This window comes from Sphingobium rhizovicinum (genome assembly GCF_042647625.1).
GTDB classification, from domain to species: Bacteria; Pseudomonadota; Alphaproteobacteria; order Sphingomonadales; family Sphingomonadaceae; genus Sphingobium; species Sphingobium rhizovicinum.
Genome location: NZ_JBHRVU010000004.1, coordinates 1,982,808 through 1,995,006, shown reverse-complemented (window position 1 = coordinate 1,995,006; position 12,199 = coordinate 1,982,808). Strand labels below are relative to the sequence as shown.

General features: G+C 62.6%; 15 protein-coding genes, 1 tRNA gene and 1 pseudogene. 3 read left to right on the top strand and 14 right to left on the bottom strand.

The genetic code is table 11. The features are described from left to right. Positions 1 to 33: 33 nt before the first annotated feature. The 6 genes from ACFOKF_RS10920 to ACFOKF_RS10895 all read right to left on the bottom strand — a co-directional run bounded on the left by ACFOKF_RS10920 (position 34) and on the right by ACFOKF_RS10895 (position 3,212). Positions 34 to 109, bottom strand: a tRNA-Lys gene (locus tag ACFOKF_RS10920). A gap of 43 nt (positions 110 to 152) precedes the next feature. Continuing rightward, on the bottom strand, positions 153 to 647 hold the full coding sequence (gene folK, locus ACFOKF_RS10915) for a 2-amino-4-hydroxy-6-hydroxymethyldihydropteridine diphosphokinase (protein WP_380795604.1): 495 nt from the start codon (positions 645 to 647) through the stop codon (positions 153 to 155). Between the two features lies 1 nt (position 648). Further along, the gene (locus tag ACFOKF_RS10910; protein ID WP_380795603.1) at positions 649 to 894 is read right to left on the bottom strand and encodes a hypothetical protein; all 246 of its coding nucleotides are present in this window, start codon (positions 892 to 894) and stop codon (positions 649 to 651) included. Then, the gene (locus tag ACFOKF_RS10905) at positions 891 to 1,277 is read right to left on the bottom strand and encodes a DUF1801 domain-containing protein (protein ID WP_380795602.1); all 387 of its coding nucleotides are present in this window, start codon (positions 1,275 to 1,277) and stop codon (positions 891 to 893) included. The genes ACFOKF_RS10910 and ACFOKF_RS10905 overlap by 4 nt, the downstream gene beginning before the upstream one ends. A gap of 2 nt (positions 1,278 to 1,279) precedes the next feature. Next, entirely contained in the window at positions 1,280 to 2,128 is an 849-nt protein-coding gene (aguB, locus tag ACFOKF_RS10900) for an N-carbamoylputrescine amidase (protein WP_380795601.1), read from the bottom strand. A 97-nt stretch (positions 2,129 to 2,225) separates the two neighbouring features. Then, positions 2,226 to 3,212, bottom strand: a complete 987-nt coding sequence (locus tag ACFOKF_RS10895) for an agmatine deiminase family protein (RefSeq protein WP_380795600.1) — start codon at positions 3,210 to 3,212, stop codon at positions 2,226 to 2,228. A 101-nt stretch (positions 3,213 to 3,313) separates the two neighbouring features. Here ACFOKF_RS10895 and ACFOKF_RS10890 point away from each other — a divergent pair, with 101 nt between their 5' ends. Next, entirely contained in the window at positions 3,314 to 3,766 is a 453-nt protein-coding gene (locus tag ACFOKF_RS10890; RefSeq protein WP_380795599.1) for a DUF6265 family protein, read from the top strand. Between the two features lie 4 nt (positions 3,767 to 3,770). On the opposite strand, the gene ACFOKF_RS10885 is transcribed toward ACFOKF_RS10890, so the two are convergent. The 3 genes from ACFOKF_RS10885 to rpsD form a co-directional block, all read right to left on the bottom strand. Further along, the gene (locus ACFOKF_RS10885; protein WP_380795597.1) at positions 3,771 to 4,133 is read right to left on the bottom strand and encodes a hypothetical protein; all 363 of its coding nucleotides are present in this window, start codon (positions 4,131 to 4,133) and stop codon (positions 3,771 to 3,773) included. A gap of 402 nt (positions 4,134 to 4,535) precedes the next feature. After that, positions 4,536 to 6,191, bottom strand: coding sequence for a M28 family peptidase (locus ACFOKF_RS10880; RefSeq protein WP_380795595.1), 1,656 nt, complete (start codon positions 6,189 to 6,191; stop codon positions 4,536 to 4,538). Between the two features lie 135 nt (positions 6,192 to 6,326). Then, positions 6,327 to 6,941: a 30S ribosomal protein S4 gene (gene rpsD / locus ACFOKF_RS10875; RefSeq protein WP_093084966.1), complete on the bottom strand. Its 615-nt coding sequence runs from the start codon at positions 6,939 to 6,941 to the stop codon at positions 6,327 to 6,329. 257 nt (positions 6,942 to 7,198) lie between these two features. Here rpsD and ACFOKF_RS10870 point away from each other — a divergent pair, with 257 nt between their 5' ends. Further along, entirely contained in the window at positions 7,199 to 7,495 is a 297-nt protein-coding gene (locus tag ACFOKF_RS10870) for a chorismate mutase (protein WP_380795593.1), read from the top strand. 87 nt (positions 7,496 to 7,582) lie between these two features. Here the strand turns inward: ACFOKF_RS10870 and ACFOKF_RS10865 are convergent. From ACFOKF_RS10865 to rpiB, 4 genes and pseudogenes are all read right to left on the bottom strand, one after another. Further along, positions 7,583 to 8,654: pseudogene (locus ACFOKF_RS10865) on the bottom strand (TrmJ/YjtD family RNA methyltransferase). Between the two features lie 113 nt (positions 8,655 to 8,767). After that, a complete protein-coding gene (gene nrdR / locus ACFOKF_RS10860) occupies positions 8,768 to 9,229 on the bottom strand; it encodes a transcriptional regulator NrdR (protein ID WP_298395859.1) in 462 nt (153 codons plus the stop codon). An 89-nt stretch (positions 9,230 to 9,318) separates the two neighbouring features. Beyond that, positions 9,319 to 10,620: a serine hydroxymethyltransferase gene (gene glyA / locus ACFOKF_RS10855; protein ID WP_380795591.1), complete on the bottom strand. Its 1,302-nt coding sequence runs from the start codon at positions 10,618 to 10,620 to the stop codon at positions 9,319 to 9,321. Between the two features lie 12 nt (positions 10,621 to 10,632). Then, entirely contained in the window at positions 10,633 to 11,070 is a 438-nt protein-coding gene (rpiB, locus tag ACFOKF_RS10850) for a ribose 5-phosphate isomerase B (RefSeq protein ID WP_380795589.1), read from the bottom strand. A gap of 102 nt (positions 11,071 to 11,172) precedes the next feature. Between rpiB and ACFOKF_RS10845 the strand changes: the two genes are divergently transcribed. Then, complete coding sequence (locus ACFOKF_RS10845) at positions 11,173 to 11,364, top strand: hypothetical protein (protein ID WP_380797749.1); 192 nt, start codon at positions 11,173 to 11,175, stop codon at positions 11,362 to 11,364. Here the strand turns inward: ACFOKF_RS10845 and ACFOKF_RS10840 are convergent. Further along, positions 11,318 to 12,157: a helix-turn-helix transcriptional regulator gene (locus tag ACFOKF_RS10840; protein ID WP_380795588.1), complete on the bottom strand. Its 840-nt coding sequence runs from the start codon at positions 12,155 to 12,157 to the stop codon at positions 11,318 to 11,320. The genes ACFOKF_RS10845 and ACFOKF_RS10840 overlap by 47 nt on opposite strands. Positions 12,158 to 12,199 lie beyond the last annotated feature (42 nt).

Below are 12,199 nucleotides of genomic sequence, written 5' to 3'. Positions count from 1 at the left end.
GCGGACGCGCATCGCAGCGCCAATGGAGGAAAATGGTGAGTCCAACTGGGTTCGAACCAGTGACCTACTGATTAAAAGTCAGTTGCTCTACCGACTGAGCTATGGACCCTTCCGTGCGGTGGAGGTCGCCCTAATGGCGCGGGGGCGGATGGTCAACCTTGGCTTTTGCTTTTTTGTAGCCGGGCGTGAAGATGGCGAACGGCGAAGCCGGTGATTGGGTCGCGCCAGTCGCCAGCCACGGCCAGCAACGGGGTCAATACGAAGGCGCGTATGCGAAAGGCTGCGTGGGGGATAGTGAGCGTGCGGCTGCGCCATTGGCCGCCCGACCAGAGGATGATGTCGATGTCGATGCTGCGCGCGCCCCAGCGTCGGTGGCGGCGGCGGCCGAGCCGGCTTTCGATCGACTGGAGAAAGGACAGCATGGCAAGCGGCGGCAGCGCGCTTTCCACCAGCAGCGCGCCATTGGCGAAGATGCGGGATGATGGGCCGAGCGGTGGCGTCAGGATCATGGGGGATACGGCAATCACCCGCGCTTCATCGCCGATCAGCGCAGCGGCCTCTGCCAGCAGGCGCGTGGGCGTGCGGCGTGCGGAGAGGGGCCGGTTCGATCCCAGCGCCAGAGCGTAGAGATGGGGGCCGTTCGCCACGTTATCGCGTCTTGTCTTTGACATGCGCCTTCATGACGGCATAGGCGGCCTCCCGCGCATCCACCGGCAGAGACAGAAGATAGCGCGCGGCGTCGCGATAGGCGAGGAACGCGCGATCATCGACCAGGATCGGAACGGTGCGGGCATTGTAGAGCCGTTTGAGCATGCGCTTCTGCGGTCGGCTCAGGTCGGAGTTGCCCTCAACGACGGCTTCTTGCGCGATGATGGGGGATTCTTCGGTCGTCAATTGCGTGTCTTTCGGGGTTTGGCGGCATTGTGGGCCGCCGCAGCCAATATCAGGGCGATGAAGGCGGGCTCGTCGATCCTGTCGCCTTCATGCAGGTCGATGGCGCGGCGGACATTGCCGTCGAGGCTGGCGTTGAACAGGCTGGATGGATCATCCAGCGCCGCGCCCTTTGCGAAGGTCAGCTTGACCGCGCTCTTATAGCTTTCGCCGGTGCATATTATGCCGTCCTTTTCCCAGACCGGCACGCCGCGCCATTTCCACGTTTCCACCACATCGGGGATGGCGCGGTGGATGAGCGCGCGGACCTGCGCCAGCATATCCCTCCGCCAGTCGCCCAGCGCAGCGATGCGCGCGTCGATCAGGGCGGAGGGGGTGTCCGTCATGCTCAGATGTCCTGTGCAATGCGGCCGTAAAGCTCAGGGCGGCGATCGCGGAAGAAGCCCATGCCGGCGCGGTGGATCTTCGCTTTGGCAAGGTCCAGCGTGGCGACCAGCGCGCCGCTGTCTTTCGCGTCGGCATCGGCCAGATAATCGCCCCATTCGTCGCTGATGAAGCTGTGGCCGTAGAATTTCTGGCCTTCTTCATCCCCGATCCGGTTTGCAGCGATCACTGGCATGCAGTTGCTGACCGCATGACCGATCATCGCGCGGCGCCACATGCGGCTGGTGTCGAGGTCCGCATCATAGGGTTCGGAGCCGATTGCGGTCGGATAGAATAGCATTTCCGCACCCATCAGCGCCATGCAGCGCGCGGTTTCGGGATACCATTGGTCCCAGCAGATGCCGACGCCGATGGTGCCATATTTCGTCTTCCAAACCTTGAAGCCGCTGTTGCCGGGGCGGAAATAATATTTTTCCTCATAGCCCGGACCATCGGGAATATGGCTCTTGCGATAGACGCCCATAATCTCGCCCGCATCATCAATCATGGCGAGCGAGTTGTAATAATGATGGCCGTCGCGTTCGAAGAAGCTGGTCGGAATATAGACGCCCAGTTCCTTGGCCAGCTTGCGCATTTCCTGTACGGCAGGATGCTCGTCGGTGGGCAGGGCGTTATCGAACAGCGCCTCATCCTCGACCCGGCAGAAATAGGGGCCTTCGAACAATTCGGGCGGCAGGATGATCTTTGCGCCGCGCATCGCGGCCTTGCGCACATGATCGGCCACCATGGCGATATTGTCGGTCCTGTCGTCCGAAAAGGCGAGTTGGAGCGCGGCGACGGTCACTTTGGTCATGGTTCGTTTCTCTCACCGTTCGCCCTGAGCGTGTCGAAGGGCTGTTCTTACAGAAAATTGCCGGGCTTCGACAGGCTCAGTCCGAACGGAACAAGGGTTACAGGCTGGGCATTTGCTGGCTGCAGCAATGGAAGCTGCCGCCGCCCGACAATATGGCGTCGCTGCGCAATCCGACAATCTCCCGGCCGGGGAAGAAGGGGCGGAAGGCGTCGAGCGCGGCCTGATCATTGGGCTGGCCATAGATGGGCACGATGACGGCGGCGTTGCCGACATAGAAGTTCATGTAGCTGGCCGGGATCGCTTCGCCGTCCACGATGACAAGGCCGGGCGAGGGGATGTCGACCACCTCCACGCCATGCGCCTTCGCGCGGGCGCGGGCGTCGGCATAGATGGCGGTGTTGGGATCGTCGTCCGTCGTGGCGATCGGCAACGCCAGCTTGCCCGGCGCCACAAAGCGGGCGAGATTGTCGACATGACCGTCGGTATGATCATTGAGCAGGCCGTCGCCCAGCCACAGCATGTCGCACAGGCCCAGCGCGCCGGCCAGCAAGGTTTCGATCTTGCCGCGGTCCAGATCAGGGTTGCGGTTGGGATTGAGCAGACATTGTTCGGTGGTGACGAACAGGCCGGTGCCATCGGTGTCGATCGCGCCGCCTTCGAACACCCAATGCTGGGTGGAGGTGGGCAGGCCGGTGGTTGCGGCAAGGCGCGCGCCAATATCCTCGTCGCCGGGCATCTGATATTTGCCGCCCCAGCCGTTGAAGCCGAAATCGACAAGCGCCCGGCCGCCCGTGCCGTTCAGCACGGCGATTGGCGCAGTGTCGCGCAGCCAGACGTCGCCCAGCTTATGGACGGCGATGGAGACACCCGGCGCGGCCAGCGTGCGGGCGGCGGCGGCATCATCTTCGTTGGCGACCACCAGGCGGACTTCCTCACCCTTGCCATCGGCGTGGAGGGCGCTGGCGAAATCGGCGATCTGTTGCCGGGCGCCATCGAACGCGCCGGGCCATTCGGCGGGGTTGGTCGGAAAGCCGATCCAGGTCCAGTCGTGCGGCGCCCATTCGGCGGGCATGCGGAAAGTCATGGCTTTTTATCCTTGCTCGGCGGAAGCGCCGATCCGTAAAGTGCGGGAATGATGCGCGCTCCATAGCGTGCCGGATCGCATGTGGACAGAGGGCGAAAGCCATGAAGACAAGAGTTTCCGCCATTGCCGCCGCCATGCTGTTGATGCTGGCGCCCGGCGCGCAGGCGGCGGAGTTGCCGGATTGGTTGACCGGCGAATGGCAGCAGCAAAATGGCGATCGGTGGAGCGAGGAAGTGTGGACGCTGCCGCGTGGCGGCACGATGATCGGCGTAGGGCGCACGGGACGGGGCGAAAGCCTGCGGAGTTGGGAAGTCATGCGGATCGTGCGGGCGGCGGACGGATCGCTGGCTTTTCATGGCGCGCCCGAAGGTGGCGCGGCGACCGTCTTTCCTGTTGTCGAACAGGGCGTTCGCGACGTGACCTTCGCCAATCCGGCGCATGATTATCCCCAGCGCATCCGTTACTGGCGCGAAGGGCGGTTGCTGATGGCGGAAACGGCGATGATGGACGGCAGCGGGGCGCAGAACTGGACCTATTCGCCGGCCGGGCAATGACGGATCAGGGGCGGCGCGGCTGGCTGCGCTGTCCTTCGGTCAGGCTTTGCAGCGCACGGCCCTGCATATCCAGTTCGCGTTGCTCCGAATAGCTGAGGCCGTCGCGCCCGTTGCGGTCGGCCAGCGCCTGTGCCCGGTCGGCTTCACGGCGCAGGCGGCGCGCCTCCTTCCTGTCCAGTGCGCCGCTCTTGCGCGCCTTGCGGATGACCGCACGGGCCTGCTCCACTTCATGGATGCCGATGGCGGATGGTTCGACCCGAATGGTGACAGGGGCGGGCATATCGTGCGGCGGTGATCCGGGTGCGTTCCGCGCCATGGCGGCGCCACCGATCAGCATGGACAGGAACAGGAGGGCAGGATTGCGCATCGTCAGGCTCCCATGAAGGCAAGACCGGATCATTTTGAAGTCATCCAAAACAGATGGCAAATCCCGTAAAGTGACAAAAGAGACGCAAAATGCGCGTGGAATTGTCACCTTATGTCACCTTAGGGCGCGATGCGATTAGATTGAACCGCACCACGCCCTAAGAGTCTTTTTTCCGCATTTTGCGAGCCATCATCTGTTCCAGATGACTTCAAAATGCTCCAGCCGGGCCGGCGCGGGAAGGTTGCCAGCGCGTCCTTGATCGACAGTGGAAGGAGCCGATCGCAGGATGGAAGCGCGCGACGCTGTAGGACAGGCAAAATGCCCGGACGGTCAGGTCGCTTTCCTGCATCGCCCCTGTCCTGAACCGGCCGGCGGCGGACCTATCCGCCGCCGGCCGCAATCTTATTTGCCGGCCCGGTCCTTGTCGCGAATGGGGCGAAATTCGTCGCCCTCCACCCAGTTGGGCCAGTCGGTCGTCGTCGCGAGCGCGCGGCCGACATCATAATAGAGTTTCAGGTCAGCGGAGATGCCCGTCCAGTCCCAGTTGGGATCATATTCGTCCTTGGGGCCGTGATAGCGATGTTCGGTATAATCCTCCGCGGCGGCCATGCCCGCTGCGGTGCCGCCCTTCACCAGATCCTCGCCACCTTCGAAATAGAGCATCGGCAGGCCATGCTTGGCGAAGCTGAAATGGTCGGAGCGGTAATAATAGCCCTTTTCCGGGGTGGGTTCGAGCGTGGCGACGCGGCCCTGTGCGGCAAGGGCGCGGTCGAGATAGCCGTCCAGTTGCGACTTGCCCTTGCCGATGACCACGACATTCTTCGCAAGGCCAGCGACCGACAGGGCGTCCATGTTCACGCCGCCTACGGTCTTGCTGAACGGGAAGACCGGGTTCTTGCCATAATAGTCGGAGCCCAGCAGGCCCGATTCCTCGCCGGTGACGGCCAGAAACACCTGGCTGCGGTCGGTCGGCCCGGCCTTCACATTGGCCTGGGCCAGTGCAACCAGCGCGGCGGTGCCGGTGGCGTTGTCGACGGCGCCGTTGCAGATGTCGTCGCCGTCGGGCGCGGCTTCACAATGCCCCAGATGATCCCAATGGGCGCTGTACAGCACATATTCGTCGGGGCGCGTCTTGCCGGGAAGCAGGGCGACGACATTCTTCGAGCTATGCCTGCGCAGATCATTGTCGAAGGAGACGTTGGCGGTGATGCCGGTCAGCGGCACGGCCTTGAAACCAGGCTTCTTGGCGGCGGCCATCTGCGCGTCGAGGTCCAGCCCTGCGCTGGCGAAGAGGGCGGCGGCCTTGTCCTTCGTTACCCAGCCGATCGCCTGGCTCTGCCCGGCATTGCCGTCGGCGCTGTCGGCGACATGCTGCGCGCCGGTCCAGCTCGACTGCACGACGTTCCAGCCATAGGCGGCGGGGACGGTGTCATGCACGATGATCGCGGCAGCGGCGCCCTGCCGCGCGGCTTCCTCATATTTATAGGTCCAGCGGCCATAATAGGTCATGGCGCGGCCGTTGAACGGGCCGGTCAACCCCTGCGTCTCATAATCGGGATCGTTGACCAATATGACGACCGTCTTGCCCTTCACATCGAGGCCGGCATAATCGTTCCAGCCCTTTTCCGGGGCATTGATGCCATAGCCGACGAAAACGACCGGGCTGTCCTTCACGTCGATATGCTTTTCCGTGGTGCGATAGGTGCCGATCACCATTTCCGGGCCATAGGCGGCGGTGACGGGCGTCTTTCCGCCGGTAAAGCTGAGCGCGGACACATTTTTCGCGTTGATTTCGACCAGCGGCACATCCTGGAACCAGCTGCCCTTGTTGCCGGGCTTCAGGCCCAGCTTGCCAAATTCGGCGGCGAGGAGCGCCAGCGTCTTTTCCTCGCCCGCCGTGCCGGGCGCGCGTCCTTCAAAGGCGTCGGACGACAAGGTCTGCACCAGCCGCTTCATCGTGTCGACCGAAGGCTGGACGGATTTGGCGGGGGCTGCATTGGCTGCGGCCGACGCCGACAGGGCGAGAATGGCGGCGATTGCCGCAAAGGACGTGCGCATGGGATTACCCTTTATTTTACGAATGCGCAGGTGAATGCCACCAGCCCAAAGGGTGTGCAAGAATGTTGCGGGCGTAAAGAAAAAGGGCGGTCCCTTGTGGGGCCGCCCTTCTTTGTAACTGGATCGGAAAACCGATTAGCGCGAATAGAATTCGACGACCAGATTCGGTTCCATCTTCACCGGGTAAGGCACTTCGTCCAGCGTCGGAACGCGGACATAGGTGATCTTCGCGGCGCCATCGGGCGACACATAGTCGGGGATGTCGCGCTCGGGCAGGCTCTGTGCTTCCAGAACCAGCGCCATTTCCTGCGCCTTCTTGCCCAGGGTGATTTCGTCGCCCGGCTTCACCAGACGCGAGGCGATGTTGCACTTCACGCCGTTCACATAGATGTGGCCGTGCGAAACGATCTGACGCGCCGAGAAGATGGTCGGCGCGAACTTGGCGCGGTACACGACGGCGTCCAGGCGGCGTTCCAGCAGACCGATCAGGTTCTGGCCGGTGTCGCCCTTCATGCGGCTGGCTTCGAAATAGTTCTTCTTGAACTGCTTTTCGGTGATGTCGCCGTAGTAACCCTTCAGCTTCTGCTTGGCGCGCAGCTGGATGCCATAGTCCGACATCTTGCCCTTGCGGCGCTGGCCGTGCTGACCGGGACCATATTCGCGCTTGTTGACGGGCGACTTGGGGCGACCCCAAATATTCTCGCCCATGCGACGGTCGATTTTATACTTGGCGCTGGAGCGCTTCGACATAGGTAATTCCTTACAACTGCTACTACGTTATCCGCCCTCCTGATCCGAAAACCGCCTAATTCCAAATCAGGGGTCCGCAAATGCGGAGGGCGAAGGCTTCCCGGTCATCGCCTGTTTCCATATTTCAGGGACAGGGCCACCGCTTCACCGGGATGCGGGGCCAATCGCGAAGGCGCGCCTATGGCCATGTGACGGGGATATGTCAAGCGCGGACTGGGCCTCGACAGGGATGGCGCAGCGGCTTAAATCCCGCGGGCATGAACCCAGACAGCTATACCAGCATGACGCAGGTGCGCGCGGGCGTCGACGAACTGGATCGCCAGATCGTCGCCCTGCTCGGCCAGCGTTTCGCCCATATGCGCGCCGCCGCCCGGATCAAGCCCGACCGCAGCGCCGTGCGCGACGAAGCGCGCAAGACGCAGGTGATCGATCAGGCGCGCGCAGAGGCGGAGCGGATCGGCGCGCCCGGAGACGTGATTGCCGACCTCTGGGAGCAACTGGTCGAAGCGTCGATCGCCTATGAAATGGCGGAATATGACCGGACGCGGGGATAGGCGTCTCTACATCCGTTCAGTTCGAGCTTGTCGAGAACCCTTGCGCGAGGGTTCTCGACAAGCTCGAACTGAACGGAGAGGGGCGTTTCAGCGTTCGCGCGGGCGGTTGAGGTGGGATAGCACGCCGCGTAGTGTGCGCACCTCCAGATGGTTCCAGCCCGGCTTGGTCAGCAGGTTGCGCAGCGTCAGCCTGGTCGCTGGCGCACGGTCGGGCGGGAAGAAATAGCCGACCTTCTCCAGCAGCGTGTTGAGTTGCTCAATCATGCCTTCCAGTTCGACCTGCGGGGCGGGTTCGCCAAGCTCGGTAACGGTCGGTTGCGCCAGATCGGCATTTTTCGACCATTCATAGGCGCACAGGATGACCGCCTGCGCCAGATTGAGCGATCCGAATTCCGGGTTGATCGGGACGGTGAGGATCTTGCGCGCAACGGCGACATCCTCCGTCTCCAGGCCTGAGCGTTCGGGGCCGAAGACATAGGCGCTGCGGCCCTGTGCCGTATGGATTTTGCGCGCGGCTTCTTCGGGTGTGACAACCGGCTTGGTGACGCCGCGCTTGCGGACGGTGGTGGCGTAGACATGGGCGCAGTCCGCGACCGCATCGGCCAGCGTTTCATAGACTTCCGCCTTGTCGAGGATGAAGTCTGCGCCGGCGGCTGCCGGACCCGCATCGGGATTGGGCCAGCCGTCACGCGGGGTGACGAGGCGCATTTCGGTCAGCCCGAAATTCAGCATCGCGCGCGCAGCCTTCCCGATATTCTCGCCCAGTTGCGGGCGGACCAGAACGATGACGGGGGGGAGGGGGGAGTTTTCTTCTGCCATATTAACACCGTTCGTCCTGAGTAGGGGCTGAGCCTCTAGCGCCTCCGTTCGGTTCGAGCCAGGGTCGAGCGCGGGCTGCATCGGAAACGGCGTTCCAATCGCCGCGGATCAGCGCTTCCTTCTTCTTGCGGGACCAGTCCTTTACCTGACGTTCGCGTTCCAGGGCGTCGATCCTGTCCGTGAAAGTCTCACTGAAAACCAATTCGACCGGGCGTCGGTCATGGGTATATCCCGGTAGCTCTCCGGTCTGATGCTGTGCGAAGCGCCGCTCCAGATCATCCGTGTGTCCGGTATAATAGGTGCCGTCCGAGCAGCGGAGGATATAGACCCAAAAACTCATGGCGCGCGAGGTTCTCGACAGGCTCGAACTGAACGGAGGTAGAGATAATCAGCTTATCTCGCTAATCCGCTAGAAGGTTCTCGACAAGCTCGAACCGAACGGCGGAGGGACCATCACTCCCGCCCGACTTCCTTCACCGTGCTGGCGAATTCCTCGAACGCCTTTGCGTCGGTGAAGTCCTTATAGACGCTGGCGAAACGGATGTAGGCGACGCTGTCGAGGCGTTTCAGCCCTTCCATCACCATTTCGCCGATCGCGCGGGCCGGCACTTCGCCGTCGCCGCTGGTCTCCAGCTGCCGCTGAATGCCGGAAATCAACTTTTCAATGCGGCTGGGATCGATCGGCCGTTTGCGGCAGGCGATGCCGATGGAGCGGGCCAGCTTGTCCCGCTCGAACGCTTCCTTGCGGCCTTCGCTTTTCACCACCCAGATGTCGCGGAGCTGGATGCGCTCGAAGGTGGTGAAGCGCGCGCCGCACGCTTCGCACTGGCGGCGGCGGCGGATGGCGTTGCCATCTTCCGTGGGCCGGCTGTCCTTCACCTGGCTGTCTTCATGGGAACAGAAGGGGCAGCGCATTCAATAATCTCCGTTCGCTTCGAGCCGGGTCGGGAAACGATGTCGTGGAACCCGTTTCTCGACAAGCTCGAAACGAACGGCTCTTGGTCTTAGTAGATCGGGAAGCGCGCCGTCAGGCCCAGCACCTTTTCGCGGACATGCTGTTCGACCTGGCCGTCGCCTTCGTCGCCATTGCGCTTCAGGCCTTCGACCACTTCGGCGATCAGCCGGCCGATTTCGCGGAATTCTTCCTCGCGGAAGCCGCGGGTGGTGCCGGCCGGGGTGCCGAGGCGGACACCGGAGGTGACGAACGGGCTGGCCGTGTCGAAGGGCACGTTATTCTTGTTGCAGGTGATATAGGCGCGATCGAGCGCCTTTTCCGCTGCCTTGCCCGTGGTGTTCTTGGCGCGCAGGTCGACCAGCATCAGATGATTGTCGGTGCCGCCCGACACGATCGACAGGCCGGCGTCGCTCAGCGTTTCAGCAAGCGCGCGGGCATTGGCGACGATCTGATGGGCGTAGGCCTTGAACTCGGGCGTCAGCGCTTCCTTGAACGCCACCGCCTTGGCGGCGATGATGTGCATCAGCGGGCCGCCCTGAAGGCCGGGGAAGATCGCGCTGTTCAGCTTCTTGGCGATCGCCTCGTCGTTGGACAGGATGATGCCCGAACGCGGACCGCGCAGCGACTTGTGGGTCGTGGTGGTGGTGACATGGGCATAGGGAACCGGCGAGGGGTGCGCGCCGCCGGCAACGAGGCCGGAGAAGTGCGACATGTCGGCCAGCAGATAGGCGCCCACTTCGTCAGCGATCTCACGAAAGCGCTTGAAGTCCCAGACGCGCGAATAGGCCGTGCCGCCGCAGATGATCAGCTTGGGCTTGCACTCGCGGGCGATGCGGGCGACTTCGTCCATGTCGATGGTGTGGTCATCTTCACGCACGCCATAGGCCACCGGGTTGAACCACTTGCCCGACATGTTGACCGGCGACCCATGGGTCAGGTGGCCGCCCGACGACAGGTCGAGGCCCATGAAGGTGTCGCCCGGCTGGAGCAGCGCCAGGAACACGGCCTGGTTCATCTGGCTGCCGCTATTGGGCTGGACGTTGGCGAAGTTGGCGCCGAACAGCTGCTTGGCGCGCTCGATCGCGAGGGTTTCCACCACGTCGGCATATTCGCAGCCGCCATAATAGCGCTTGCCCGGATAGCCTTCGGCATATTTGTTGGTGAAGATCGAGCCGGCGGCTTCCAGCACGGCCTTCGACACGATGTTTTCGGACGCGATCAGTTCGATCTTGTCCTGCTGGCGCTTCAGTTCCTTGCCGATCGCGCCGAAGATTTCCGGGTCCGCGCTGGCGAGCGATTCGCTGAAGAAGCCGTCCTGACGGATGGCGGGGGCTAGGGTGTCAGTGCTCATCGAAACGTCCTTTCAGAGCGCGGGCTGGGATAGTTTTTCGACGCGGCCGGCATGGCGGCCACCGCCGAACTCGGTGGAGAGGAAAGCCGTAACGCAGGCCTTGGCCATGTCCACGCCGGTCAGGCGCGCGCCCATGGCCAGCACATTGGCGTCATTATGCTCGCGCGACAGGGCAGCGGAAAGCGGTTCGCCCACCAGCGCGCAGCGACAGGCCGGGTTGCGATTGACCGCAATCGAAATGCCGATGCCGGAACCGCACAGGGCAATGCCCCGTTCGGCCGCGCCCGAAGCAACGGCCGTCGCAAGCTTGTAACCATAATCGGGATAATCGACCCGGTCGGCGGTCGCCGGGCCAAGGTCATCGACCTCATGCCCTTCGTCGCGCAGCCATTGGGCAAGTTCCGCCTTCAGGTCTACGGCGGCATGATCGGAAGCGATGGCGATTTTCATAGGTGCGGCCCCTGCGTCCATGGGGTGATTCGTTTCTGCGGGCCTCATAGGGGGAGAGGCGCGCAATTGCCACCATGGAGCGCGCCCTCTATGCCAAGCGGCATGGCTGGAACGATTTTATCCATTTTGATGCTGGCGGGCGCGCTGCTGACCGGGGGCGGCATCTATACGATCGCGAAGAAGGGCGACCGCAAGCGGGGCGTGCTGATGATCCTGGCGGGACTGGTCATGTTCGCCAATGTGGCGATCACGGCGATTCCGGGGCCTGACCTGTCGGTGCTGGAGCAGCGCTGATAGCGGATATGCGGAGCAGGTAGGCTGAGTGAATATAGCCTTTGCCAGGTCCGCCGAATGTGCCCGTCGAGAATGTCAGTCCAATTTTGGCGAGCGCGTCTGATAAATCCTGCCCCTGCAAGTCTCGTGTTAGTCTGGTCGTCTTATCGTCCGACAGGTTTAGCTTCATAGCGACTTCGCAGGTCATTTTGCCGCAAAGCGCCCGGACAGGCTGTCGAACGCCATATTTTTGCAGCAGGACGGCATAGCTGGCAACCAGTGCCTTTTCTGTTTCATCGGCCCATGGCGCATCACGCTTTTCCTTACGCAGCATGACGTAGCGATCCGAAGGCATGGGGCCAAAGAAAGAGCCAGCAAGCAAAGGATCATCCTTTGCCGGACTACTATAGCTTTCCTCAACCGGCGCTTTCGGCGCGGATGGCGCGTTCTGGAGCAGATAGGCACCCGCGGATAGGGCGATGGCGGCGACGATGGTCATGGCAACTCCTCGAAACAGCGCGGACCGGGATGGTCCGACCGCTTCGGGCAGGTCTGACGCAGGGCCTTCTGTCGGGTCTATATCGATTAAATCGTCCCGATTTTCTTGGGCCACGAAGGCGCGGGACAGGGCACGGCTGCTGCTGACACCAGTCTTGCGCCGCGCGTCGCGCAATCGTTCATTGACCGATCCGACGGACCGGCCTGTCAGGTCCGCTACACTCTTGGCGGTATGCCCCTGCGCCAAGAGCCGTAATATCTCGCGCTCGCTGTCGTTGAGGCGCGAGAGGTCCATTATGTCATCCTGCATGGCCATGATCCTGTCATGCGGGGTGACAGGTGCAATCCCAAAAAAATT